Origin of the sequence: Brevibacterium sp. HMSC063G07, from assembly GCF_001810665.1 — a bacterium.
GTDB lineage: Bacteria > Actinomycetota > Actinomycetes > Actinomycetales > Brevibacteriaceae > Brevibacterium.
Genome location: NZ_KV802350.1, coordinates 44,470 through 67,534, shown reverse-complemented (window position 1 = coordinate 67,534; position 23,065 = coordinate 44,470). Strand labels below are relative to the sequence as shown.

The following is a 23,065-nucleotide window of genomic DNA, read 5'->3' as shown; positions in this document are numbered from 1 at the left end:
CACCAGCCTGTACAGGCTGGTGCCCTCCACTGTCGCTGGTGCCCGTCGTGCTACGGGCGGTCGACCTCGGGAACATGCAGATCTGTGTGGCCGAGCTGGCGCATGAGGTCGGCAAGGTCGAAGTAGGCGGCGCGCTCGACGATGTGGTCGCCCTCGAACCGGTCGATACCGATCGCGGTGAAGTCGGCCCGGTTGCCGCTGGGCGGCAGGCCGCGGAAGGGGCCGGTCTGGGTGCCGATGCATCTCACGCGGGTGACCACCACGTCACCTTCCGCGGTCTGCTCTTGGACGCGGTCGTCCATGTCCGGGAAGGCGGTCCGGAAGGCACGGACCCATTCGCGGACGCCATCGGGTCCGCGGAGATCGAATTGGGGCCAGTAGAAGTCGGGGGCGAAGACCTCGTCGGCGAGTTCGAGTCGGTTGTTGGTGATGATCTCCTCGAAGAGGATGGCAGCGCGTTCCTTGCGACGCGTGAGCAGATCGATGTCGGTCATGGTGTTCCTTTCTGGGTGAGGGTGGAAGCGAGACGGCGAAGACGGTCGCCGATCGCGATTTGAACATCGGGGTTGGTGAAGAGGAAGAAGTGCTCGCCGTCGAAGGTCTGCGCCGTTGAGCCCGCATGGGTGAGGCGCTTCCAGGAGTGGACGGCCTTGGGTGGAGCTACAGGATCGTCGTTGCCGGCGAGCGTGTGGAGCACGGTCTGGTCGAGTGGCTCGGGATTCCTTGCGTGGAGTTCGTCGCTGAATGCGACGTCTTCGCGCAATCGGGCAACGGCCATCTCCCGCAGGGCTGGATGCGTCTGGAACTCCCGCGGAAGAGCTCCCCATTCAGCGACCTGCTTCAGAAGTTCCTCGTCGGTCATGCTCCGTCGCGACGGGTGAGCGCGACCGGACGGGGCACGGCGGCCGGAGAGGAAGCACACCTGGGGCGGCTGCCCCTTCTCCTCCGCCCGCTTGGCGAGTGCGAAGGCGAGGCCAGCCCCGTAGCTATGCCCCAGGAGTCCCCAGTCCGGCTGGGCACGATCAGCGATCATCTCCCAGAGATGGTCGATGAGGTCATCGACCGAGCCAGGTCGGCGTGCGGTGTTGCGTCCCCTGCCGGGCAGGTCGAGGGGCACGACCTCGGCCAACGGTGGTAGATCGACCTGGAGCTTGGCGTAGGCAGTGGATGCGGTGCCTCCTGCATAGGCCAGGGCGAATAGTTGCATGCAGCTCACCCGGCCACGCGCTGGGCGGCCTGTTGCCGCTCGGTCTCGAGACGCTGGTCGATCGCGGCATATTCCTGCTGCATCCGCGCGATCGCTTCGTCGAGGTCGATGACCGTCGGCAGGTCGAGCAGGGACACGATCGTCTGCACGCGCGATTCGAGGGTACCGCTGACGCGGTGGAGCGGGATGTCGAGATCGGAGGCGGCATCCCAGAGGATCTCGTCGCAGTAGCTGCGGAAATCCTCATTCATCGGTCGGTGGCCGTCATCGGAAATCGGGCGCTCGTTCTCGAGGTGGATCATGACGTCGTAGCTGGCCTTGACATGCTGCTTGAAGGCGTGCTCGTACTGGTCGACGACTTCATGGAAGAAGCCCATGTCGGGCCAGTCGACCTGGTTGGGGCGGTCGGGGTCGGTGGGGTTCATTCCGAACCGCGTGCGTGCGAGTCCATAGGCCCATTCCTGGAGCGAGGAGCCGTCGGAGAGGTAGGGGTCGCCGAGGGTTGCCTCGGCCACTGCGCGGCCGCAGTGACGGCGCATCATGAGCTGTAGGAACTCGGCGGGGGTGACCTCGGACAGCCGTTTGCCGGGTACGGCGTCGGGCATGATCTCGCGGATGGCCTTTGCCAGTGTCCGGGGAATGCCGGTGTAGTGGGACAGGCACATGGTTGTGGAGGTTTTTCCGGTCGAGTACGTGCCGGAGATAGAAATCCTCATCGCGTGTTTCCTTCCAGGTGTCGGATGCGGTGGGCGAAGGTGGCAGACATTGTGATTCCGCCGGACTCGCCGCGGAAGTCGAGGTTGCGCCACGTTCCCGTTGGCAGATCGAGGAGTTGATGGTCGGCGATGCGCAGCTCCGCGCCAGTCTCTGCCGCAGTCGTCTCGCGGCTCGTGGAGGCGGTGCTCGGGCGAAGGATGAGCTGTTGCATCCAGAGCGTGTCGGAGTGGGCGCGGTCGATCTGGTCGAGTTCGTACATCAGCACCTGCCCGAGCTGCAGCAAGGACACGAATGCGTCGATGAAGGTCGCTGGTCCCGGTGCATGGGAAGCTCGGGTGCCACAGGCGCCGCTGTGATGGAGTCCGATGCTCGCGTGAGCGACGAGCGACTCTGTGTCGGCAGTTACGGTGCGGATACTCTGCTCGTCTTCCCGGTAGCCGGATCCCCAGTGCCGAGTCGGATCCTCATCGAGGAGCGCATAGTCGATGACGCCGGCGGCAGGCGCAGAAGGCGCAGGATGTCGGAGGACGACTCGGGTTTGCATGACACCCACCTGCACGATGATCGTGGAATCGACCTCACCGTCTTCGCCGTCGAGCGCCGGCGTGGTCTTCTTCAGGGTCGCGCGCAGTGGCAGCCCGTTGAGAGATTCTTCGGGGCGAGTGCCTGCCCGCACGGTCAGCTTCCGGATCATGGCCGTTTGGACCTCGTCGGGAGTGAGGCCGACCAGATCGGTCAGCAGAGCCTCAGCGCTGCGGACCCCCCAGGATCATCACGTCCACGGTCGACAGGTGAGGGCGCAGATCGGAGTCGGCCTTCTTGCGGGACCAGTCCGTCGGGTAAGCGACGTCGACGGCTGCGGCGAGATCGGCATCGGTGTCGGTGCCCAGGGGGTGGATCCGGTAGGTTGATCGGCGGTATCCGCTGCCGAAGAACCGCTGTCGGGCGGGTCCGAGGTAGTCGTCGATCGAGGCGAGTTCGATGACATCTCCGGGGTGGGTTGAGGTTGCTGCTCGGAGCTCAGGCGTCATGGGGCTTCACCTCCGCGTAGGCGGCGATCAGATCGCCGACCGTGTGGATGTCGACGATGGCGTGGGAGCCATCGGAGAACGGATCGCGCCCGAAATCCTGCTCGAGGTTCACGATGAGGCGAGCGAGCATGAGCGAGTTCAGGCCGATATCAGTCAGTGCTGAGTCCTCGGTGATCTCGATGTCGTCGTCGAGCCCGTCGCCGAGGATGTCGGTGATGGTGGTCATGATGTCGGTGGTGACGCGGGAAACGGTCAGCATGTCAGTCCTCCGTCGATAACGATGGTTTGTGCGGTTACGAACGTGGTCGATGGGTTGGTGAGGAAGTCGAAGGCGGGCAGGACGTCGTCGACGGTTCCGAGACGTCCCAAGGGCGTGCGTCGCGTGATGCGGTCGAGGTTGCGGTCGGTGACATTCGCCGAGAGATCACTGGCGAAGTAGCCCGGCATGAGGGTATTCACGCGGATCTGCTCCGGCCCGAGTTCGCGTGCGAGGCTCGCGGTCAGTCCCTCGATGCCCGCCTTCGCGGCTGAGTAGGTCGCGACCCCGCGGTTGCCGCGGATCGCGTTGATCGAGGAGATGTTGATGATGTTGCCTCCGCCATTGCCGAGCATGAGACGTGCGCACGCCTTGGTTGCATGCAGCAGACCGAGGAGATTGACGTCCACTGTCGTGGCCGTGATCTCGTCGGGCTCGGTGACGAACAGGTTCTGATGGAGCAGTCCGGCGTTGTTCACGAGAAGCTCGAGGCGGGTACCCGGCGGGCGTGCTCGCAGCGCCTGCTTGATCGTGCCTGGGTCGGTGAGGTCTACCGCATGCCAACGCGCCCGCTCGGGGTACTCGGCGAGGAGCTGGTCGGTGCGCTCTGACATGTTCCGGCTCCAGAGGTCGACGTGCCAGTCGCTGTCGAGCAGCCGCTGCGCCAAGGCAGCTCCGAGCATGCCGGAGGCACCGGTGACGACGGCGTGGCGGTGGATCTGGGCCGCTGAGGTCGCGCTCATGCGCGTGCCTTCTTGAATCGCTTGGAGTGCAGATCGTCGGTGGAGAAGTCGACGATGGCCGGCACCTTGTAGTCCTCGAGCTTTGCAGCGCAGTGTCGTCGGACATCGTGCTTGAGCCGCCGGGAGTCAGTGCCCGGGGCTGGCTTGATGCGGGCGCGAACGATCTCACCGGTCACGGCGTTGGGGTGTCCGGACACGAGCACGTCCGCGACTCCCTCGACTTCCAGTAGTGCGGACTCGACCTCGCTCGGGTAGACCTTGAGTCCTCCGACGTTGATGATCTCGGACTTCCGGCCGAGGATCTTCACGTAGTCGCCGTCGACCTCAACCTGGTCCTGCGTGTTGAAGAAGCCGTCCTCGTCAAAGAAGTACGGAGCGTTGAGGTAGCCCAGCATCGCCCGGTCGGACTTGACCCACAGCGTGCCGTCAACGATCTTGTGCTCGAAGCCGGCGCCGCCGAGCTTGACCCACAGCGAGTCGTTCGACTTCGACTTGGTCGACATGATGCCGAGTTCCGAGAGACCGTATGTCTGCTTGAGGCGCACTCCTGGGAGCGCCTCGTGGAGCTTGCGCAGCGTGTGTTCCGGCATCGGCTCGGTGCCATAGGTGATCACCTTGAGGCTCGACAGGTCGTACTGCCCGAGCTTGCGTCCGATGAGGCACATCGTGAGGAACGTCGGCGTCGTCGGCAGGACCTCGACACGCGCGTCCTGCACGACGCTGAGCACCTCGTCCGGGGTCCGGTCGCGCACCGTAACGATGGTGCTGCCGTGGGCCAACGCGTGGAACAGCGTGTTGACGCCGCCGATGTGGTCGAAGCCCAGGAAGGTGATCGTGCGGTGAGGCTTGCTGTTCGAGTGTTCGTACGCACTGACGAGCTTGTCGAAGTCGAGAACGGAACCCTTGCTGTTACCCGTCGTGCCCGAGCTGAACAGGACGAGTCCGGCGGCACCGCGATCACGGAGGGTGCGGTACAGATCGGACGGTTGCCCGTCGGCAACCTCGAGTGGACTGACCACGGGACGGGAGTTCGTGAGCGTGATGAGGAACCGTGCTGCACTGACCGCGAGGATCTCCTCTCGCTTCTCCTCCGGCAGAGAGCTGATCGGCACCGTGATCGCCTTGATCTCGAGCAAGGCGATGAGCGCTGCCACGCTGGCAACGCTGTAGTCAGCCTCCAGGGCCACTACGTCGCCGGACCGCACGCCCGCCTCCGACAGGCGCTCGGTCCAGATCCGGCGCTCACGATTCAGGCTCCCGTAGGTCGTCACCCGCGCACCACTGACGATCGCCGGCTCCTCGCCGAGGGTCGCAAGTGCTGTCTGCAACTTCGAGCTCATTCTTCGTCCTCCCTTCCTGCCGAGTCCCGCAAGGACTTCGGCGCATGTCCAACGGTTACGTTGGTTCCAACGGTCTCGTTGTAGATTGGAGCTGTCAACTTAGATGTCGCTGTGTTACGTAATCGTTACTTGCGGGCCCGGGTGCCACGGCGGGGCCCGAGGATGGAGTGGAAGTGATGGACGAGCGCCTCACCAGCACCAACAGGTCGCATCGGACCTCCGAGCTCGAGGTTCCGGCAAGTTCCGCTGCGGTTACGGGTTTGTCAGCGAACCAGGCGATGCCGTTCTCTGGCGCGGCGATCGGCCAGCAGATCGATCGACAGTGCCCGGTGGGCCTGGTGGCCGAGGGGGCGAACATCGCAGATCAGGGGGCGGGTCTGTTCCCCGACGAAGCGGCTGAAGTCCGTCACTCGCCCCGGTCACGGCAAGCGGAGTTCTCGACCGCGCGTGCGTGTGCAAGGAGGGCCCTGGCAAGGCTCGGCGGCCCGCAGGTGTCGTTGCCCGTAGGTCGACATCGTGCGCCCGAGTGGCCGCAGGACTATGTCGGCAGTCTCTCTCACTGCGCCGATGTGGCGGTGGCTCTCGTGGCCGAGGCTGCACGTTTTGCGGGGGCGGGAATCGACATCGAGACCATCTCTGCTGTGCCTGAGACTCTGGTCGAACGCATCGCGACCGCTGACGAGCGCATCATGCTCACACAGCTGGATCGAGACGAGTCGTCGATCCCCTGGGGTCTGCTCCTGTTCAGCGCCAAGGAGAGCGTCTACAAGTGCTGCTATCAGACTACCGGGCACCGTATTTCGTTCCGTGACATCTCGATACGGGTCAACGCGGACGGTTCGCTGCACGCCTGGCCGGCAGGCGCGAGGTCTGCGTCGAGAGATGGGCTTACTTCTGGGACGGAGGGTCTGTGGACCGTGGCCGGTACGCATGTGATAACCGCCGTGTGGCAACAGACCGATACCAACGACGAAGTGGAAGGTATACGTTCACGGGCTGCCTTATCGCCGTGGTACTGCGGGGGCTCTGATTTCTCACGGATGCCAAGTCCCTCGGTCGGATTCGTTCGCTCCCGCCCATCACGGAATGACTGCTGGTAAGCGCGGCAGGAGGTGGCGAGTGGGTCGATTCTCTGCGGTCGTGGCCCGGACGGAGACGACCCTGCGTCCGACGGAGGCGCGCGCCTTTGACTACGTGCGATTCATCTTCATTCGCGCCGGCACCGCCGTCCTCTTCGGCGATGTTGGCGAGCGTCCGGTTCGGGCCGGGGATGTCGTCGTTCTGGCGCCAAACACGCTGTGCGGGAGCCATCCTGAAGGTTCGCTCACTACGACGACCATCTATGCCGAGCTAGACTATCTGGTCGATCAGACGTTCTGGCAGCATGCTGACGCTCTTGTGGACCGGCATCACGCTTGGGAGTTCATTTCCTGCCGTTTCCCTGACTCCGCGCACATCGTGCACATCGGTTCGTCGCGACTGGACCTCATGCTCCCGTGGCTCGACCAACTTGTGGAGTTAAGCCTTGACGGCGCCACACCCGAACACTTCTTCCGTGTGCAGGCGTGCTTCGCATCCATCCTCGATGCACTTGCTCCATTCTTCGATGCACAAGGAACTCGACCCTGCTACTCGCCGAACTTGAGTCCGTCTTCACGATACTTCCGACCAGTGCGAATCGAAGCGGTGCATATGCGACGTGTTCTTGAAACTGACATGACCCGCCGGTGGACAATAACGCAGTTGGCAGCGGAGGTGCATCTATCGCCTTCGCAGGCCCATCGCATCTTCGTCCAGGCCTATGGTCAAACACCCCTGGGATATCAATCGATGGTCAGGGCGCGCGAGATGGCACGACTCCTCCGTAGGACCAACTTGCCGGTTCAGGAGATCGCCGGGAGAGTCGGGTGGAACGATCGAAGTCACGCTGCTCGCGTGTTCCACCGCTTGATCGGCGTCAATCCGACCCGGTACCGGAAGTTCCTCGACGACATTCGACCGCGAGGCCGATCATAGCGTCTCTGAGGGTGATATAAGCCCCCTTCCCACAGGCACCTCGTGACGACCGATTCGATGGTCTATACCGGACTGTCCCCGTCGTCAGGTCTGGCCTGGCAGTCGCGATCGACCAGCACGAGGAACAACTTCCTGCACTGTCCGACCGGCCCGACGCACCTTGAAGGTAAGGGGCCGCACACCTCGCCGGCCCCTCGGAGAGGAGGCCGGACGAATGCCAACGAGGACAGAACACCACGGTCGCAGATCCCGCGCGAGCATCGACCTCGCACCACGATATCGACGGTCGCTTGCCGCAGTCGCATCTTGGCCTGGCGTGTCTCCTGCACCGTTTCCGCGGCCAATGAGCGGAGGCCGTGGTGGCTGAGCACGATGCGGTCTCCGCAGTCCTGGTGCACCTGAATGAGTCTTGGTCGCTGTCGACAACGGCCCGGGAGCTCGCTCGGTCGGGGATGCCAGTCTTCCCCTGCGTACCGTACGAGAAGCGACCTCTCACACCGCGCGGGTTTCACGACGCAAGCACGAACCTCGACCAGGTCGAGACGTGGTGGCGGCATGCGCCGCTGGCATCGATCGGCATCCCCACCGGTCAGGCATCGGGCATAGTCGCTGTCGACGTCGACCGACACGGGCGGGTCGATGGGTATCAGGCGATGCGCCGGGCGCAGCAGGCCGGGCTCGTGTCCGGGTGGGAGATGCTGGTGCGCACCCCCACAGGTGGTATGCACGCCTACTATCCTGCGGCGCCGGGTGTCGAGCAGCGCTCGTGGCAGGCCGGGCGGGCGGGCGTGGACTTCCGGGGTGACGGCGGGTACGTCATCGTCCCGCCCTCCCTGCGGTCCGTCTCCGGGTCGACGGTCTCCTACCGGGTCGAGTCGGTCAATCCCGGCCCGTCGTCGACGATCGACTCCGAGGCGCTGCGGAACTTCCTCGACCCCCGGCCCGCACCCCGGCCGGTGGCGAATCCAGGACTCCGGCGCGAGGCCGATGCCGAACGCCTGGCCGCTTGGGTGGCGAACCGGCAGGAGGGCGAACGCAACGCGGGCCTGTTCTGGGCGGCCTGCCGCCTGGCCGAGAACGGGGTCGCCCCCTCGGATGCCCTCGACGTCCTCGCCGACGCCGCGGGACACGCTGGGCTCGGTGACCGGGAGGTCACCCGGACGGTGCGATCGGCCTACCGCACGGTCTCCGGCCCGGCACACGGGCACGCCTCTGCCGATGGTCCGCCGGAGCAGTCGGTGCGGCGAACCGTTCAGCCCGCAACAGCGGTAGGTCGGGGGCTGTGATGGCCATGCTGTCAGGGGATCGTCGATGGCCGGTAGTGATCGCAGCTGGCGGCACGATCATGATCGCGGCCGGGGCGTTCTGGCTGTCGTTCACGGCGCTGGCGGATCTCGCTCACCGCTCCGGGATCGCGGCAGAGCAGGCATGGACGTGGCCGCTGCTGGTCGATGGGCTGATCGTGGTCTCCACGGTCGCGGCGGTCGCCTTGGACGGGCACCGCACGGCGTGGTACCCGTGGTCGCTCCTGGTCGCCGGCGCGGTGGTGTCGGTGACGGCGAACGCGCTGCACGCGGTCGTCGCCGGAGCCTCGAACGTGCCCGCGGCCCTGGCCGCCGTGGTCGCCGCGGTGCCGCCGATCACGCTGTTGGCGAGCACCCACCTGACGACCGTGCTCATCCGCTCGACCCAGCCCGGCAGCCCACCCACCCCGGCGCCGCAGACGACCGTTCCTGACCCGGGCCCACAAGGCATCAGCACTCCGGTAGGCCCCGCCTTGCCTGCGCCGCTCCAAACCGCACCTCCGGAGCCGTCCTCGGCCACCGACAACGCGCACACGAGAGAAACCGACAGCGGCGCGGCGGGCGATGCATCGAGAACAGATGCCGATCCGAAGAGCACGGCGAGCAGCGAGGTGCCGGGCGGGTCGGATCGGCGTGAGCGGGCGGCCGTGTTGCGTGCTGAGGGGTGGTCGAACCGGCGTATCGCCGCCGAGCTCGAGGTGCATCCGAGCACGGTGGGGCGCTGGCTTGGCCGCGAGTACCTCTCCGATACCACCGGGGAGCAGGAAGAGACCGGCTCCTCGCCAGAGACGGAAGGAGATCCGCGATGAGCAGTCAGGACGACCTCGAGCGCCCCGATCCTTACGAGCAGGAACGCGCCCGGGAACCGCACGAGACGAAGACGGGACCGGAGTCGGGGCTGGAGCCGGCTGGAACGCCGGACGCGGTGGAAGAAGCCAGCGTCACCGAGAAGACCGACGAGGTGGAGAAGGCCCAGAAGCACCGGGCCCGGGGCGTGGAGTGGGTGCGCATGTCGGACCTGATGTCGCGGCAGACCTCCCGTGTCGCCGGGCGTGGGATCGATCTGCACACCGAGCTGACCCACCGCATCCGCGACCCGCTGCTCGAGCGGACGAAAGCCGCCGCGCGCAAGCTGTCGCCGGTGGCTGCGTTCGGCCGGCGTGGTGGCGTCGACCGTGGTGCTACCCGCTCCGGGGTCGGGATGAGCTGAGGCAAGAGAGCACGGTCATGGACACCAGGGTCTTCCTCGACAGCGGCATCGCCCGCGGTGGGCTCACGCGTGCACCTGTCCTGCAGGAGGTGCCGACCATGACAACGCACACAACCCAGTCGAAACAGGACAGGCCCAGGGGCGAAGACTTCACGAGCAGCGAGGGACTGCGGAAGCTCTTGCACCGGCTCCACCAGGCCGGGCCGGGGGCATGGATTCACGACCCGGTCGCCGCGGAGCTGATGCAGTTCACCGCGGAGAAGTACCGGGCCCTGGCCCAGAAGCATCACCTCGACCCCTGGGAGGCCGTGACCGCGGCGTTCGAGGTGATGCGCAAACGCGCCACCCGGGAGGCCGGCGACCCGTGGGCGGTGGTCACGCACGCCGTGCGCATCACCTGCGTCGCCGAAGAGCGCGGGCAGGGCATGCTCTGCTCCACCCACCAGGCCCGCCGCCCCGAGTTCTCCGTCTTCCATGACGCCGAACGCTTCGCCGACCGCGACGAGGACAACCCGCTCATCGACTTCCACCCCGCCTTCCAGGTCACCGACCACCACCTCGGCGACGAGGCCGAGGAACCGGCCACGGCGCTTGCGGACACGGCGATGAGCGCGAGCGCGGCCATGGACGAGGCGATCCGCTTGTTCATCCGCCTGGAATGGCCCGAACCGGCAGCCCGGGCCGGTATCGAGCACGTGTGCCAGGCCCTGGCCCGGGCCGGGAGCAGGCAGACCGCCTACGAGGCGCTACGCCGGGACCGGCATGCCCGCGCTCTGCTTGACCTGCCGAAGAAGTCGTGGTCGGCCCTGCTGAAGGTCCTGCTCGGCAACCCGAACCCGGCCTACGCCGCGACCGGGCTGGGCAAGGGCATCTTGCTGCGCCTGCTCATCGGCGAGACCGTGCCGGTGCTGCTGCGCGATGACGACCTCGTGCTCACGATCGCGCTGTCGGCGCCGGGAGGAGCACCGGCGTGAGCACGCACTCGGGGGAAATCGTGCTCGACCGGGCGGTCGAGTCGATCATCGTCGGTCACCGGCACCGCCAGGATCTCGGCGACCTCGACGCGCTCGCGGACTCGATCGCCCGCAAGGGTCTGCTGCAGCCGCCGACGATCACCCCGGACGGGGTGCTCGTGTGCGGGGCGCGCAGGCTCGCGGCGATCAAGCAGCTGGGATGGCGGACGGTGGGCGTGTGGGTGCGCTCGAACGTCTCGACCCGCCTGGAGCACCTGTTGGCCGAACAGGACGACAACGAACTCCACAAGGACCTCGACCCGCGCGAGGCCGCGGCCCTGTACCGGGAGATCAAGGCGCTCATGTCCGAGAACGCCGCGAAACGACAGGCTCAGACGCGCTTCTCCGCCACCGCTGAGGGTGGACACGACGGTGGTGAAAAATTTTCACCACCGTCAGGACCGGCGGGCAAGGCGCGGGAGCAGGCCGCCGCGATGATTCCCGGCGGCGCCTCGTTCATGACGCTGGAGAAGATCGGCTACCTCGAGACCGTCGCCGCCGACCCCGACCAGCCAGAGCAGGTACGCCAGGACGCGGCCGCCGCGCTGACACAGATCGAGGCCGGAGGGCCCGTCCACCCCGCCTACACCCGCATCCGCGCCGCCACAACGCCCCCACCCGAGACCGGGGACAGTGAGGAGGTGGACCGGCTCGCCCAGGCCGCCCTGGCTCGGGTCCGCCACACCACCACCGACAACGACGACCTCGACGTTGCTGACGGGGGCGGCGAGGAGCCGGCTGCGCGCTGGTCGATGCGCTCGTTCGTGATGAACACCGAGCAGCTGGCCACCTGGTGGGACCACTACGACGCCACCGAACTGGCCGCCAGGCTCACCGACGAGCAGCTCGAGAAGTTCTTCGCCGCCGCCGAGGCCACCGCCCGCTTCGCCGAGGAGCTGCGCGCCGCTCGCACACAGCCCAGCGAGGCCGCCGGGACCGGGCGGGAGCACCTGCGCGCCATCTGAACCCCCGGGCGGGTGGGGTGCACCTGGCCGGTATGAAGACCCCCGACGCACCTGTTGACCCGCGCACCCGGGCGCGAAGGATCGCCCTCATCGCCGGCGGCCTCGCCGCACTGCTCCTGGTCGCCACCGGCCTCTACGGGCTGATCCTCGGACCCGAACCCCCTGATGACCCCACCCCGGCACCGCGCCCGACGGCGAGCTCACCGGCGGACCCCTCGGCGACACCCGGACGGCTGGCGACGATCCCGCCGAGCGCGGACCCGGAGGAGTTCGCGCGCACCGTCGCCGAGACCCTCTTCGCCTGGGACACCGCCTCCGGGCTCATGCCCTTGGACTACTCGGCGGTCATCCTCGACGTCGGCGACCCGAGCGGCACCGAGCAGGCCGGACTCGCCTCCGATGTCGCCGCCTACCTGCCCAGCCGCGACGCCTGGACGGACCTGCGCCAGTACGCCACCCGCCAGCACCTGAGCATCTCCTCCGCCTATGTGCCCGACGCCTGGGACGACGCGCTCGCCCAGGCCCCACCCGGCCAGCTCCCGGACGGGGCGACGGCGATCACCATCGAGGGCACCCGCCACCGCACCGGCGTCTGGAACGGCGAGGACGTCACCAGCGAGCACTCCGTGAGCTTCACGATCTTCCTGGTCTGCCCACCCCCAGGCACCCCCACACCCAGAGCACAGACCGACGACACGGGGCAGGCGAGCTGTTACGTGGCGCGGCTGTCCGAGCTGGACAACCCCCTGCGGTGAGCCGGCATGGTCAAGAAGCTGCTCATCATCGCCCTCGCGCTCGTGCTGCTGGCCCCGATGCTGGGCCTGGTCGGGGTCGCGGTGCTGATGAACCCCGCCGCGGGCACCACCTGCACCGTCAACCCGGACGGCAGCGTCACCATCGGGGACGTTCCCGACGAGCTCACCGTCACCACCGCCGACGGCCAGCAGATCGCACTCAACCGGGACCAGCTGACCCATGCCGCGACGATCATCGAGACCGGCTCCGGGATCGACGGGGTCGGCCGCGACGGGATCCAGATCGCGCTCATGGCCGCCCTGACCGAGTCGAGCCTGCGCATGCTCGCCAACTCCACGGTCCCCGGCTCCGAGGACCGCCCCCACGACGGCACCGGATCGGATCACGACTCGCTGGGCCTGTTCCAGATGCGGCCTGGCAGCGGATGGGGCACGGTCGCCGAGCTGATGGATGCCCAGTACCAGTCGCAGGCGTTCTTCGGCGGCCCAGACGGACCCAACGGCGGCTCCCCGCGTGGGCTGCTCGACATCCCCGGCTGGGAAGACATGGACAAGGGCGAGGCCGCCCAAGCCGTCGAGGTCAGCGCCTACCCCGACCGCTACCAGAACTACGAACCCGCCGCCGAGACGATCCTCGACACGCTCACCGGCTCGACCACGGGCGCCGGCGAGGCCGCCGCCGTAGCAGCACCGGCGACCGGTGGGGAGACCTCACGGGTCGTGTTCCCCCTGCCCGCGGACACCTGGGTGATGACCAGCCCGTTCGGGATGCGCCAGCACCCCATCACCGGGGAATACAAGCTGCACACGGGCACGGACTTCTCCGCTCCCGATGGCACGCCGATCCTCGCCACCGCCGACGGCACCGTCACGGTCGCCTCGTTCTCTGGCGGCTACGGCGGGCTCATCGTCATCGAGCACCACGTCGACGGGCAGCAGGTGGCGACCGCGTACGCGCACATGTGGGAGCACGGCATCCACGTGGAGACCGGTGACCGGGTCAGCGCTGGCCAGCACATCGGTGACGTCGGCTCCTCCGGCTACAGCACCGGCCCGCACCTGCACTTCGAAGTCCGCGAGGGCGGCACCGATGGCGAGTACACCGATCCCGCCGCCTGGCTGAACCAGCATGACGCGGCCGACCTGCCCGAGGCCGAGGGCGGCCCTCCCGGTGGCCCCGATGACGAGAGCTGCGAGGAGGGAGGCAGCGGCCCCGGCGGCGAGCCGGATCCGATCGGTGACGGCGATCCCAACCGGCTCGTCGACGATCCCACCACCGACGGGCAGATCACCGCCCGGATGCTGCATGTCTATCAGCAGACCCTCGACGCTTTCCCCGACACGAGCTGGGCGTGTTATTCACCCCGCCCGGGCACGAAATCCGAGCATCCACTGGGGAGGGCCTGTGACATCACTTTCGGCAATCCCATTGGGCAACGCCCCACTCCCGAACAGCGTGAACTGGGGTGGGATGTCACGAACTGGGTCAAGGATAATGCCGAAACCCTTGGCGTCGAATACCTGATCTGGGATGGGAAGATCTGGTCGCTCAAGCGCGATGACGAGGGCTGGCGGGAATACAATGGGGGCGGAATGCACGACCCCTCGGATATCACCGGCGGACATTACGATCACCTGCATATTACCGTCAGCGAATAACTAGTATTCGTCGGGTTAGCGTCGGCGACATTCATCGGTGCACTGAATAGATTCTAGCAGTTTCTTTTTCGGTGGCGATGTGTCTGGTTCGTGCACCTGGTCGGTATGGCACGCGAGGAACCCGGAGGCATGGAAGAGGCACGTCTATCCGATGTGCTGCAGGCCCACGCCTGGCTGGAGACGATCGACCCTGGCGAGTACGCGAGACGGGACCGCGCCCTGCTGGGCGCCGACCTCAGCGAGGACGAGGAGACCTATACGCGGCTCCAACACGACCTGGTCCGCCAGTGGCGCATCCACCGTGACGACCCGCTTCCTGACCACCTGCGGCAGGCGGCGAAGCTGGCGCAGAGCCTGGCCTGGCCTGGCTGGGCTCCGGCCGCGAGGTGGATTGGCGGCACGCGCACGCCCTCGCGCTGACCGATACCGAACGCAACCGCGACCGGGCGTGGTTGTTCGGTGCCTGGCGCCTGCACCGCGATACGGGCACGGCCCCGGAGCACATGGGCCATGCCGTCACCGGGCTGCTGCGAGTCCGTCTGGACCGGCTCGAGGAAGCACGGTCCTGGCTGCGTGCCCGGGATCCCGAGGAACACCGGCAGTGGGCCCAGCGTCGCGACTTCGCCGACACCCTCGGCGACGCCTGGGCCGACGACCGCGACCTCCTCACCCGGTGGCGCACCCACCTCGACGTCGCTCGGCCCCGCACGGTGACCACCGACGTGCCTTGGGCGCTTCCTCCCGCAGGCCAGCGCCGCATGGGCCCACCGCCACTGGGCATGTAGCCAGATCCCGGGTCGCGCCGGGACCGCGCCCGCCGCAGGCGAACCGGTGGTCGGGCTGTTCGCCTCTGGGCAGGATCGTGGTCGGTGGTGGCGGTGTACCTGCCGGATATGGATATGGAGCATCGTGACTCTTCGCTGGCATCGGTGGTGCGGCGATGAACGTGACCCCGGACTTCGGTGGGCTCGACGGCCTCACCGACCTCGAGACCGTGATCGGCGCGCTGCTGATGTTCATCCTGGTCACCGCGGTGCTGATGCTGATCGTCTCGGCCGTCGTCTGGGCCATCGCCGCGGCCACCGGCCACGCCGCGGCCGCATCCAAGGCCAAGACCGGAGTGCTGGTCGCCCTCGGCGCCGCGGCACTGGGTGGGTGCGGAATCGCGTGGATGAACTGGCTGATCGCCATCGGCGAGCAACTCTGACCCACACCACCACCCGGAACTGCACCCGTAATCGCTGCCCACCGGCTCGCCCTCCCTGCTGCTCCTTGCTCCCGGACCGCCCCTGCGCCCACGTGCCTGATCGTCGGCTGACCACCGGGGTAGCCGGTCACGCACTCACTCATCGATGAGTGATCGCGTCGGACGGAACCGTTTCTCGCTGAGGGCGCGGGCGCCGTCCACGCCTGCGTCGTGGGCGCCGCCTCACTCCAGCTGGACTGTCACCGCGGACCTGAGTGACCAGCCGTTCTCCGCGGTCATCGGTCACGCCGTGCGCGGAGGTCGCAACCCTCTCGCTCGCTTTTGCCCTGGACCCGGTGCGCGGGGACCTCTGCAACGGCGCGGTGGGGCGCTCGCTTCGCAGGGGTGGTGGCGGGCACCTGATGAGCGACCCCGTTTCCGCTCATCAACCCCGCCTCGATGCGGGAACTCTGTGTGAGGAGTGCTCTCGTGCTCGACTTCCTGACCTTCGCTCTCGCGGCCCCGGAACTGCTCGCGGCGAATATCGATATCGCCCCGAATGACGACGGCCTTCCGGGTATCGCCCAGCTGCGCACCATCGTCGGTGCCGTGATGACCATCGGTCTCATCCTCAGCGTTCTGGCGCTGATCATCTCGGCCATCGTCTGGGGCTTCGGCTCCAATTCCTCGAACCCGCATCTCGCGGGGAGGGCGAAGCTCGGCGTTCTCATCTCCTGCGGTGCCGCGGTGATCTGTGGCGCCTCGGTGACTCTGATCCAGTTCTTCTGGGATGTCGGCCAGAGCGTCTGATTCCACCCATCTCCATTTCCGCTTGGGAGGTTCCTGATGGGTGTGTGCGATATTCCCGTCATCTCGAATGTGTGCGATTCCGCCGGCGAAGCCGCGGCCTCGTTGATCACCGCGCCATTCGACTGGCTGGCCTCGGCACTGGGTGAAACGGCTGGCTGGATGTTCGAGGCCGTGTGGACCGTCTTCGACACCACGACGCTGGTCGATGTCTCCAGTCCGGAGTACGTGTCGGTCTACAACCTGCTCTTCGGCATCGGCGTGATGCTCATGCTGGTCTTCTTCTGCCTCCAGCTCATCCAAGGACTGATTCGGCGGGAACCGGCAGCGTTGAGCAGGGCCGCGCTCGGCCTCGTGAAATCGGTGATCGGGTCGTTCGTCGTCATCAGTTTGACCGGTCTCGCGCTCGAGATCGTCGATCAGCTCTGCGTCGGGATCATCCAAGCCGCCGGCGAGACGACCGAGTCGATGGGCGACAAGATCGCCGTGCTCGTCGCGGGCCTGACCGCGCTCAATCTCACCGCGCCGGGCGTGGCCGCGATCCTGGGGATCTTCCTGGGGGCGATGGCGATCGCCGCCGCCGCGATCGTCTGGCTCTCCCTCCTGGTCAGGAAAGCCTTGCTGCTGGTCGCGATCGCCCTGGCACCGCTGGCGTTCTCGGGGGCGAGCTGGGACCACGCGCGCGGGTGGATCGGCAAGTGGGCGATGTTCGTCATCGCGCTGATCTGCTCGAAGTTGGTCCTCGTCGTGATCCTGCTGGTCGCCGTCACCCAGGTCTCGGCACCGATCGACGGGGACATCTCCTCGATCAGCGACCCGCTGGCCGGAATCGTGCTCATGGCGCTGGCGGGCTTTGCCCCCTACATCTGCTATCGATTCCTGTCCTTCATCGGCTCCGACTTCTACACGATGGCCGGCTCCGAGCAGGACGCCAAGCAGGCCTTGAACCGGCCGGTGCCGATGCCGGGCAAGTCGCAGGGCAACGAGCCGAAGCAGGTCCTCGACGACAAGAAGTCCGACTCGCCCGGCGGCAGCAGCGAGGGCGGCAAGACCTCCGGCTCGAAGCCCACCCCGCCCCCGGCCTCCTCGGGAAGCACCGGCGCCGGTGCAGGCGGTGCGGAAGGTGCTGGCGCCGGTGCGGGTGGTGCGGGCGCGGGTGGCGGGGCTGCCGCTGCCGGTCCGGCCGCAGCCGTCGTCCTCGGTGCCGAGGCCGTGAAGAAGACCGCGGAAGCCGGCCCGCAGACGGGCAAGGCCATCGCCGATCAGGCCGAGACGGCCGCCGACTCCGCCGATCAGCCAGCCTCCTCATCCCCGCCACCGCCGACGCCCCCGAACCCCGGCCCCGGCACGGGTTCGGGCACGGGTCCTTCGTCCGGTCCGGACCAGCCGACGTCGACGCCTCCGCCGCAGCCCTCACCGCCGCAGCCGCGCTCAACGCCGGAGAACCCCAGCACGCCACCGAAGCCCGGGAAGGAGTGAGGACAGGTGTCTGCAACGAACGAGAAGACCTCGACCGAGCTGGAGCCGGTGAAGTTCTCCCGGCTGACCCGGCGTGGAGTCCTACTGGGCCTGTCGGTGTCGCAGCTGATCGCCCTGGGCATCGGCGCGGCCAGCCTGGTGACCGCGTTCTATGCCGGGGGTGGGATCCGGGTGCTGGTCTCGGCACCGATCTGGGTGCTGGCCGCTGCCGTGACCTGGATTCCCCTCGGCGGGCGGCCGATCGTCGAGTGGCTGCCGATCGCGTTCTGGTGGCTGTGGCGGACCACGGGCGGGCAGCTGCTCTACCGGCGCCGCATCGTCACCCCGCGGCCGGCCGGGACGCTGGCCCTGCCCGGCGACATGGGGCGCCTGCGCGAGTACAGCGATCCCGAGACCGGGGCGTGCATGATCCACGACCCCGCCCAGGCCACACTCACGGTGCTGTGCAGCGTCACGCATCCGGCATTCATCCTGCTCGACCCGGCCGAACAGGGACGCCGGGTCGACGCCTGGGGGCGCGTGCTGGCCACCGTGTGCCGGTCCGGACGAGTCGCGACACTGCAAGTGCTGGAGCGGACCCTGCCGGACTCCGGCAGCGGCCTGGCCGAATGGTGGGCCGCCCACGGCAGCGGTGACGGGTCATGGGCGGCGACGACCTACGCCGAGCTCATCGAGCGCGCCGGCCCGGCCGGGGAACGCCACGCCTCCACGATCAGCCTCAGCCTCGACATGAAATCAGCGGCCCGGCAGATCCGCACCGCCGGCGGCGGCATGCGCGGGGCAGCCCAGGTGCTGCGCCAGGAGATGACGACGCTGGTCGCGGCCCTGCGCTCGGCCGAGCTCAAGCCCTCGGCGTGGCTGACCTCCGGCGAGGTCGCGGTGATCCTGCGCTCGGCCTACGACCCCTCGGTCGCGACCACGCTGGAACGTCACGGGGAGATCGGGCAACAGCTGGCCACAGCGGGCCCGGTCGCGGTCGCCGAGACGTGGACGCACCTGCGCACGGATTCGGCCTACCACGCGGTGCTGTGGATCAGTGAGTGGCCGCGCTCGCTGGTGTATCCGACGTTCCTGTCCCCGGTGCTGCTCTCCACCGGCGTGCAGCGGTCGATGTCGCTGATCTGCACGCCGATGCGCACCGACCAGGCCGCCCGCGACATCCGGAAGAAGAAGACGGAGTACGTCTCCGATGCCGCTCAGCGGGCCCGGATCGGGCAGATCGAGGACGCCGGCCAGCGCGCCGAGTATCAGGACGTGCTCCAGCAGGAAGCCGATCTGACCGCCGGCCACGGCGTCCTGCGCTACACGGGCCTGATCTCGGTGTCCGCGCCCACCGTCGCCGAGCTCGATGCCGCGATCGCCGCGATCGAGCAGGCCGCCGTCCAGTCCTCCTGCGAGACCCGCCGCCTCGTCGGCCAGCAAGCGCAAGCGTTCACCGCCGCCGCGCTACCCCTGTGCCGGAGAGTCTGACCCCGCTGGGACCGGCCAGGGGACGCGTGCACCTGATGGGCACGGCCGATCACGGAAGAGGGAGCGATCATGTCCACGAACCCCGCCGAGCATGCCGAGTCCGCCCATGCCGCGCTGCGGCTCCTCGCCGACGCCACACGCCACGTCGAAGATCCCGACCAGCTCTCTGCCGTCATCGACGACCTCCGCGGCGGAACGCGGGCACTGCAGACGACACTGGCCCAGCTCGCCGACGCCCACCCGCACCACCAGGGCCGGGCGATCAGCCTCAGTGGTGACCTGGCCACCGGCCGTGCCACCGCCGCGGACGCCTACACCGTCCTGCGGGAAGCGGCCCAGCGGCTTGGCGGGGTCGAGGAGCTGCTGCGGGAGGCCGTGGACCGGACAGACACCATCGACTGGACACCCGCTCCCGCTCCGACTGCTCCGGTGGTCGAGGAGATCGCCCCCTCCCAGGCGTACAGAGGCCTGTCCGAGCGCGGGGTCTGGCGGACGGTGACCCTGCAGGAAGGCACGACCGCTGCGAGGACGATGCGCCTGCTGGACGAGCACGGCGCCGAGGCCGCTGTCGCCTACCTCGCCCAGGCCGACCACGGAGACCCCGCCATCATGCGCGAGCTCGAGCGCGGCTACGCCTACGACGAACCGCCACCGGGCCGTGAGCGGGTGTTCCAGGTCGGGGCCTACCAGCTGAGCATCAACCCGGAAGGCCGCTGGGCGGGCCTCTCGCACTGGGACGAACCGGGCCAGGGACCCACCCTCGCCCCGCCCCTGCCACCGGCGCTGCACCCCACCACGCCCAGTCCCGTCCCGGTGCGCCACCACGACCCCGCGGCATCGAGAGGACGCGCCGACGCGTCGTGGTTCGAGCACCCGGGCAGCACCACCGGCAGACGCGCCCCCGGACCGGGCCTGTGACCGGCGCTCACCCAGGAAAACGAGCCAGCCGGAGACAGGCACCCGCGGGGGCCCGGCGCCCCCGCGCTCTCTGGCCACACCTCTGGACTGCCTGCGCTCACCGGGCCGGGCTGGTGGGGAGGGGGCGGGCACCTGACCGACATCCCATCGCCATGAACCGGGAGGAACCGTCATGCCCACCTTCTACGACCCCGTCGCGGACGCCGGCGAAGCCTCGCAGGCACTGCGGGGGCTCGCGCATGCCAGCCGCGCGTTCGACCACCCCCAGGACCTCTACGGCGTGCTCGGGGATCTGCTCAGCGGCGTCCGGTCGCTGCGGCAGGTCCTCGACCAGCTCGCCGACGCCCACCTCACGCACCGCGCCCGCGCGCACGACGATGCCGGCAGTCACGACGCCGGTGTGCTCAACGCGCGCGTCGCGTCCGCCTGGCTGCGCGAGGCCAGCGCGCTGGCCGACCTGACCGAGAACCACCTCGACACCGCCATGGCAGCAGCCGGTCGCATCGCCTGGCATGCCCCGGGAACCGATACGCAGCAGCGGTGGATCTCCGTCGTGCGCCTCGAGGGCGCGCAGGCCCAGGCCGCCCTCGACCGCATCGACCGAGACGGCGTCTCCGCCGGCCTCGACCACCTCACGACGTGGGACCGCGGCGAGGCCACGACCACCGAGGCACTGGAGAACGGGTACGTCTACGACGAACCGCCCGCGGGCTCGATGGACCACCGGGTCGACGCCGACACCTACCTGCTGAGGTACGGCTCCACCCCGCCCCAGATCGCGCTCTACCGCCGCCAGACCCTCCCACTCGACCACGCCAACCCCAGCGACCCCGGTGCAACCGGCCTCGACGGTATCGGCGGTCCTGACCCGGCAGGCACCGCGACCGGCAGCCAGACCGGAGGACGGCAGCTTCCGGATGCGTCCTGGTTCGGGCATCCCGGGGTGGCCGCGGTCGCGCAGGAGCGGGGGCTGGGACGGTGACCGAGCGAGACGAGAAGCTCCACACCGCGGTCCTGGTCGCACCGGCGGCCGAGCGCAGGCGCCTGCGCAAGCAGCGCCGCCAGGCCGCCGCACGGATCCGGACCGAACGACGCCGGGCCGAGATCGCTGAGGCGAAGGCCCGCGCCGAGGCCGAACGCGCTGAACGCCGCGCCACCCGCTACCTGCCCGCCGCCGGGGAACCCGGCCCCGCACAGCTGCGCACCCCGGCGCGGCTACATTTGCCGCGGCACCAGGACACCAGCGCGACCCTGTCGAACGCGTACGTCTTCTTGGCCGAAGGCGGGTTGGGCAGCAACGGGATCTTCATCGGCCAGGACTTGTACTCGGGCGCGAGCTTCGTCTACGACCCCTGGGTCCTCTACGCACGCGGCGTCATCACCGCGCCAAACATCGTGTTGGCCGGCATCGTCGGCTCCGGCAAGTCCTCCCTCGCCAAGAGCTTGTATACCCGGTCGTTGCCGTTCGGGCGCCGCGTCTACGTACCCGGGGACCCGAAAGGGGAGCATACGAAAGTCGCCGAGGCGGTCGGCGGGAAGGCGATCGCCCTCGGTCACGGGGCCTCGGCCCGGCTCAACCCTCTCGACGAGGGCTACCGCCCCAGGGACATGAGCGATGCCGAGTGGGCGACCACGGTCGCCGCACGACGCCGGGACCTCATCGGCGCGCTCGCCGAGACCGTCCTCGCCCGCGGGCTCACGCCCCTGGAGCACACCGCGATCGATCAGGCCCTGACTGCGACGGTGCGTGAGAACAGCGTCCCGATTCTGCCGATGATCGTCGATCACATCCTCGACCCCACCGAGGACCCCGATGGGCGGCTGAAGGAAGACGGGCGTCTGGTCGGGCATGCGCTGCGCCGGCTGGTCGCCGGGGATCTGAGTGGATTGTTCGACGGCCCCTCGACGGTCCGCTTCGATCCCACCTTGCCGATGCTCTCGCTCGATCTGTCGCGGGTGACCGAGAACGCGACATTGATCTCGGTGCTGATGACGTGTTCCTCGGCGTGGATGGAAGCCGCGCTGCTCGACCCCGCTGGCGGGCAGCGGTGGGTGGTCTACGACGAGGCCTGGCGGCTCATGCAGTACCCGTCATTGCTGAAAAGAATGGATTCCCAATGGAGGCTTGCCCGACATTACGGGATCGCCAACATGCTCGTCTTCCACAAGCTCAGCGACTTGGAGAACGTCGGCGACTCCGGTAGCGCGATGCGGTCTCTGGCGAATTCTCTGCTCGCCAATGCCGAAACACGGATCATCTATCGACAGGAAAGCGACCAGCTCGGCATCACCGCGGAGACCCTGGGCCTGACCCGCACGGAACGCCAGCTCCTGCCGCAGCTGACCACGGGTCAGGGGCTGTGGAAGATCAAGGACAGGGCTTTCGTCGCGCAACATCAACTCCACCCAGCCGAATACGAGCTCTTCGACACGACAAGCCGCATGACTGATTCCCGCTAGGCCGCGGCCTGGAATCCATATCCGCACGGAGGGAGGCGGCACTCTGATGGAACTCACCACGATTGTAGGCGCATGCGGGAGTGTGCTCTCGTTCGTGCTCTTCCTTCCGCAGGCCCGGCACACCTGGGTGAACCGGCACCGAGCGGAGAGGCTGGCCGGGATCAGCAGCCTCGGCCAGGTGTGCGTGCTCGCCAACGCCACCGTGTGGGCCGTCTACGGTGTCCTCGCCGACGCGGTGTGGCCGGGCGCACCGGGCCTGCTCAACGCGCCCCTGGCGATCGGTACGCTCTGGCTGCTCCATCGCCGCCACCCCCAGAACTCCGGCGAGGCTTGTGAGGCGTGTGAGACCGGGACAGCGCACCGGGTCTTCATCACCAGCCCTCCAGGTTGGGGCTCGGTCATGCCATGCTCCGCGATCACGCGCAGATCCGGGGTCCTCGTCTTCTCCGATGAGGACATCCGAGTGCTGCGCGACCACTACCGTGCTCACGGCACTGCGGGCGCACCTGACTGAGGACCGAAGGAGACC

General features: G+C 68.1%; 27 protein-coding genes. 19 read left to right on the top strand and 8 right to left on the bottom strand.

Annotated features, from left to right (window positions below; all coding sequences use genetic code 11):
• Positions 1-50: 50 nt before the first annotated feature.
• Genes HMPREF2757_RS05745 through HMPREF2757_RS05715 form a run of 8 tightly spaced genes read right to left on the bottom strand, consistent with a single transcriptional unit; the run spans position 51 to position 5,294 of the window.
• Positions 51-494, bottom strand: coding sequence for an ester cyclase (locus HMPREF2757_RS05745; protein ID WP_070574198.1), 444 nt, complete (start codon positions 492-494; stop codon positions 51-53).
• Complete coding sequence (locus HMPREF2757_RS05740; protein WP_070574196.1) at positions 491-1,207, bottom strand: thioesterase II family protein; 717 nt, start codon at positions 1,205-1,207, stop codon at positions 491-493. The genes HMPREF2757_RS05745 and HMPREF2757_RS05740 overlap by 4 nt, the downstream gene beginning before the upstream one ends.
• A 5-nt stretch (positions 1,208-1,212) precedes the next feature.
• A complete protein-coding gene (locus HMPREF2757_RS05735; protein ID WP_083304128.1) occupies positions 1,213-1,923 on the bottom strand; it encodes an AAA family ATPase in 711 nt (236 codons plus the stop codon).
• On the bottom strand, positions 1,920-2,654 hold the full coding sequence (locus tag HMPREF2757_RS05730) for an AvrD family protein (protein ID WP_256278279.1): 735 nt from the start codon (positions 2,652-2,654) through the stop codon (positions 1,920-1,922). Before HMPREF2757_RS05730 ends, HMPREF2757_RS05735 begins: the two co-directional genes overlap by 4 nt.
• Before the next feature lie 16 nt (positions 2,655-2,670).
• A complete protein-coding gene (locus HMPREF2757_RS12105; protein WP_256278274.1) occupies positions 2,671-2,955 on the bottom strand; it encodes an AvrD family protein in 285 nt (94 codons plus the stop codon).
• Complete coding sequence (locus HMPREF2757_RS05725) at positions 2,945-3,214, bottom strand: acyl carrier protein (protein WP_070574195.1); 270 nt, start codon at positions 3,212-3,214, stop codon at positions 2,945-2,947. Before HMPREF2757_RS05725 ends, HMPREF2757_RS12105 begins: the two co-directional genes overlap by 11 nt.
• Positions 3,208-3,954: an SDR family NAD(P)-dependent oxidoreductase gene (locus tag HMPREF2757_RS05720; RefSeq protein WP_070574193.1), complete on the bottom strand. Its 747-nt coding sequence runs from the start codon at positions 3,952-3,954 to the stop codon at positions 3,208-3,210. The genes HMPREF2757_RS05725 and HMPREF2757_RS05720 overlap by 7 nt, the downstream gene beginning before the upstream one ends.
• Positions 3,951-5,294: a class I adenylate-forming enzyme family protein gene (locus tag HMPREF2757_RS05715; RefSeq protein WP_070574191.1), complete on the bottom strand. Its 1,344-nt coding sequence runs from the start codon at positions 5,292-5,294 to the stop codon at positions 3,951-3,953. The genes HMPREF2757_RS05720 and HMPREF2757_RS05715 overlap by 4 nt, the downstream gene beginning before the upstream one ends.
• Before the next feature lie 176 nt (positions 5,295-5,470).
• On the opposite strand from HMPREF2757_RS05715, the gene HMPREF2757_RS05710 reads away from it, so the two are divergent.
• The 19 genes from HMPREF2757_RS05710 (at position 5,471) to HMPREF2757_RS05620 (ending at position 23,050) form a co-directional block, all read left to right on the top strand.
• Entirely contained in the window at positions 5,471-6,394 is a 924-nt protein-coding gene (locus tag HMPREF2757_RS05710; RefSeq protein WP_141750190.1) for a 4'-phosphopantetheinyl transferase family protein, read from the top strand.
• Positions 6,395-6,413: 19 nt separating this feature from the next.
• Positions 6,414-7,310: a helix-turn-helix transcriptional regulator gene (locus HMPREF2757_RS05705; RefSeq protein ID WP_176745896.1), complete on the top strand. Its 897-nt coding sequence runs from the start codon at positions 6,414-6,416 to the stop codon at positions 7,308-7,310.
• A 356-nt stretch (positions 7,311-7,666) separates the two neighbouring features.
• On the top strand, positions 7,667-8,596 hold the full coding sequence (locus tag HMPREF2757_RS05700; RefSeq protein WP_083304127.1) for a bifunctional DNA primase/polymerase: 930 nt from the start codon (positions 7,667-7,669) through the stop codon (positions 8,594-8,596).
• Positions 8,596-9,423, top strand: a complete 828-nt coding sequence (locus HMPREF2757_RS05695; RefSeq protein WP_083304126.1) for a DUF2637 domain-containing protein — start codon at positions 8,596-8,598, stop codon at positions 9,421-9,423. Before HMPREF2757_RS05700 ends, HMPREF2757_RS05695 begins: the two co-directional genes overlap by 1 nt.
• Positions 9,420-9,824, top strand: a complete 405-nt coding sequence (locus HMPREF2757_RS05690) for a hypothetical protein (RefSeq protein WP_070574184.1) — start codon at positions 9,420-9,422, stop codon at positions 9,822-9,824. Before HMPREF2757_RS05695 ends, HMPREF2757_RS05690 begins: the two co-directional genes overlap by 4 nt.
• A 98-nt stretch (positions 9,825-9,922) precedes the next feature.
• Positions 9,923-10,798 carry a hypothetical protein gene (locus HMPREF2757_RS05685; RefSeq protein ID WP_070574426.1) on the top strand — a complete coding sequence of 292 codons (876 nt, stop codon included), beginning with the start codon at positions 9,923-9,925 and terminating at the stop codon, positions 10,796-10,798.
• Entirely contained in the window at positions 10,795-11,802 is a 1,008-nt protein-coding gene (locus HMPREF2757_RS05680; protein ID WP_070574182.1) for a ParB N-terminal domain-containing protein, read from the top strand. Before HMPREF2757_RS05685 ends, HMPREF2757_RS05680 begins: the two co-directional genes overlap by 4 nt.
• 32 nt (positions 11,803-11,834) lie before the next feature.
• Complete coding sequence (locus HMPREF2757_RS05675) at positions 11,835-12,557, top strand: hypothetical protein (protein WP_070574180.1); 723 nt, start codon at positions 11,835-11,837, stop codon at positions 12,555-12,557.
• A 6-nt stretch (positions 12,558-12,563) separates the two neighbouring features.
• Positions 12,564-14,216 carry a M23 family metallopeptidase gene (locus HMPREF2757_RS05670; RefSeq protein WP_070574178.1) on the top strand — a complete coding sequence of 551 codons (1,653 nt, stop codon included), beginning with the start codon at positions 12,564-12,566 and terminating at the stop codon, positions 14,214-14,216.
• Positions 14,217-14,345: 129 nt separating this feature from the next.
• A complete protein-coding gene (locus HMPREF2757_RS05665; protein ID WP_070574176.1) occupies positions 14,346-14,636 on the top strand; it encodes a hypothetical protein in 291 nt (96 codons plus the stop codon).
• Positions 14,603-15,001: a hypothetical protein gene (locus HMPREF2757_RS05660; protein WP_070574174.1), complete on the top strand. Its 399-nt coding sequence runs from the start codon at positions 14,603-14,605 to the stop codon at positions 14,999-15,001. The genes HMPREF2757_RS05665 and HMPREF2757_RS05660 overlap by 34 nt, the downstream gene beginning before the upstream one ends.
• A gap of 155 nt (positions 15,002-15,156) precedes the next feature.
• Positions 15,157-15,423, top strand: a complete 267-nt coding sequence (locus HMPREF2757_RS05655; protein WP_070574172.1) for a DUF6112 family protein — start codon at positions 15,157-15,159, stop codon at positions 15,421-15,423.
• A gap of 468 nt (positions 15,424-15,891) precedes the next feature.
• Positions 15,892-16,212 (top strand): DUF6112 family protein, encoded by a 321-nt coding sequence (locus tag HMPREF2757_RS05650; protein ID WP_176745895.1) that lies wholly within the window; start codon positions 15,892-15,894, stop codon positions 16,210-16,212.
• A gap of 36 nt (positions 16,213-16,248) precedes the next feature.
• Positions 16,249-17,688 (top strand): conjugal transfer protein TrbL, encoded by a 1,440-nt coding sequence (locus HMPREF2757_RS05645; protein WP_070574168.1) that lies wholly within the window; start codon positions 16,249-16,251, stop codon positions 17,686-17,688.
• A 6-nt stretch (positions 17,689-17,694) separates the two neighbouring features.
• Positions 17,695-19,158, top strand: a complete 1,464-nt coding sequence (locus HMPREF2757_RS05640) for an SCO6880 family protein (protein ID WP_070574166.1) — start codon at positions 17,695-17,697, stop codon at positions 19,156-19,158.
• Positions 19,159-19,227: 69 nt separating this feature from the next.
• Positions 19,228-20,076: a hypothetical protein gene (locus tag HMPREF2757_RS05635; protein ID WP_070574164.1), complete on the top strand. Its 849-nt coding sequence runs from the start codon at positions 19,228-19,230 to the stop codon at positions 20,074-20,076.
• Between the two features lie 172 nt (positions 20,077-20,248).
• On the top strand, positions 20,249-21,058 hold the full coding sequence (locus tag HMPREF2757_RS05630) for a hypothetical protein (RefSeq protein WP_070574162.1): 810 nt from the start codon (positions 20,249-20,251) through the stop codon (positions 21,056-21,058).
• Positions 21,055-22,536, top strand: coding sequence for an ATP-binding protein (locus HMPREF2757_RS05625; protein WP_070574160.1), 1,482 nt, complete (start codon positions 21,055-21,057; stop codon positions 22,534-22,536). The genes HMPREF2757_RS05630 and HMPREF2757_RS05625 overlap by 4 nt, the downstream gene beginning before the upstream one ends.
• 46 nt (positions 22,537-22,582) lie before the next feature.
• Positions 22,583-23,050 carry a hypothetical protein gene (locus HMPREF2757_RS05620; protein ID WP_070574158.1) on the top strand — a complete coding sequence of 156 codons (468 nt, stop codon included), beginning with the start codon at positions 22,583-22,585 and terminating at the stop codon, positions 23,048-23,050.
• Positions 23,051-23,065: the final 15 nt, after the last annotated feature.

Bases quoted from the DNA above. Each gene is read 5' to 3' on its own strand.
- HMPREF2757_RS05735 (WP_083304128.1), bottom strand. From the start codon at position 1,923: ATGAGGATTTCTATCTCCGGCACGTACTCGACCGGAAAAACCTCCACA.
- HMPREF2757_RS05665 (WP_070574176.1), top strand. From the start codon at position 14,346: ATGGAAGAGGCACGTCTATCCGATGTGCTGCAGGCCCACGCCTGGCTG.
- HMPREF2757_RS05620 (WP_070574158.1), top strand. From the start codon at position 22,583: ATGGAACTCACCACGATTGTAGGCGCATGCGGGAGTGTGCTCTCGTTC.
- HMPREF2757_RS05715 (WP_070574191.1), bottom strand. From the start codon at position 5,294: ATGAGCTCGAAGTTGCAGACAGCACTTGCGACCCTCGGCGAGGAGCCG.
- HMPREF2757_RS05645 (WP_070574168.1), top strand. From the start codon at position 16,249: ATGGGTGTGTGCGATATTCCCGTCATCTCGAATGTGTGCGATTCCGCC.
- HMPREF2757_RS05630 (WP_070574162.1), top strand. From the start codon at position 20,249: ATGCCCACCTTCTACGACCCCGTCGCGGACGCCGGCGAAGCCTCGCAG.
- HMPREF2757_RS05635 (WP_070574164.1), top strand. From the start codon at position 19,228: ATGTCCACGAACCCCGCCGAGCATGCCGAGTCCGCCCATGCCGCGCTG.
- HMPREF2757_RS05670 (WP_070574178.1), top strand. From the start codon at position 12,564: ATGGTCAAGAAGCTGCTCATCATCGCCCTCGCGCTCGTGCTGCTGGCC.
- HMPREF2757_RS05710 (WP_141750190.1), top strand. From the start codon at position 5,471: ATGGACGAGCGCCTCACCAGCACCAACAGGTCGCATCGGACCTCCGAG.
- HMPREF2757_RS05655 (WP_070574172.1), top strand. From the start codon at position 15,157: ATGAACGTGACCCCGGACTTCGGTGGGCTCGACGGCCTCACCGACCTC.
- HMPREF2757_RS05725 (WP_070574195.1), bottom strand. From the start codon at position 3,214: ATGCTGACCGTTTCCCGCGTCACCACCGACATCATGACCACCATCACC.
- HMPREF2757_RS05675 (WP_070574180.1), top strand. From the start codon at position 11,835: ATGAAGACCCCCGACGCACCTGTTGACCCGCGCACCCGGGCGCGAAGG.
- HMPREF2757_RS05685 (WP_070574426.1), top strand. From the start codon at position 9,923: ATGACAACGCACACAACCCAGTCGAAACAGGACAGGCCCAGGGGCGAA.
- HMPREF2757_RS12105 (WP_256278274.1), bottom strand. From the start codon at position 2,955: ATGACGCCTGAGCTCCGAGCAGCAACCTCAACCCACCCCGGAGATGTC.
- HMPREF2757_RS05695 (WP_083304126.1), top strand. From the start codon at position 8,596: ATGGCCATGCTGTCAGGGGATCGTCGATGGCCGGTAGTGATCGCAGCT.
- HMPREF2757_RS05720 (WP_070574193.1), bottom strand. From the start codon at position 3,954: ATGAGCGCGACCTCAGCGGCCCAGATCCACCGCCACGCCGTCGTCACC.
- HMPREF2757_RS05740 (WP_070574196.1), bottom strand. From the start codon at position 1,207: ATGCAACTATTCGCCCTGGCCTATGCAGGAGGCACCGCATCCACTGCC.
- HMPREF2757_RS05690 (WP_070574184.1), top strand. From the start codon at position 9,420: ATGAGCAGTCAGGACGACCTCGAGCGCCCCGATCCTTACGAGCAGGAA.
- HMPREF2757_RS05745 (WP_070574198.1), bottom strand. From the start codon at position 494: ATGACCGACATCGATCTGCTCACGCGTCGCAAGGAACGCGCTGCCATC.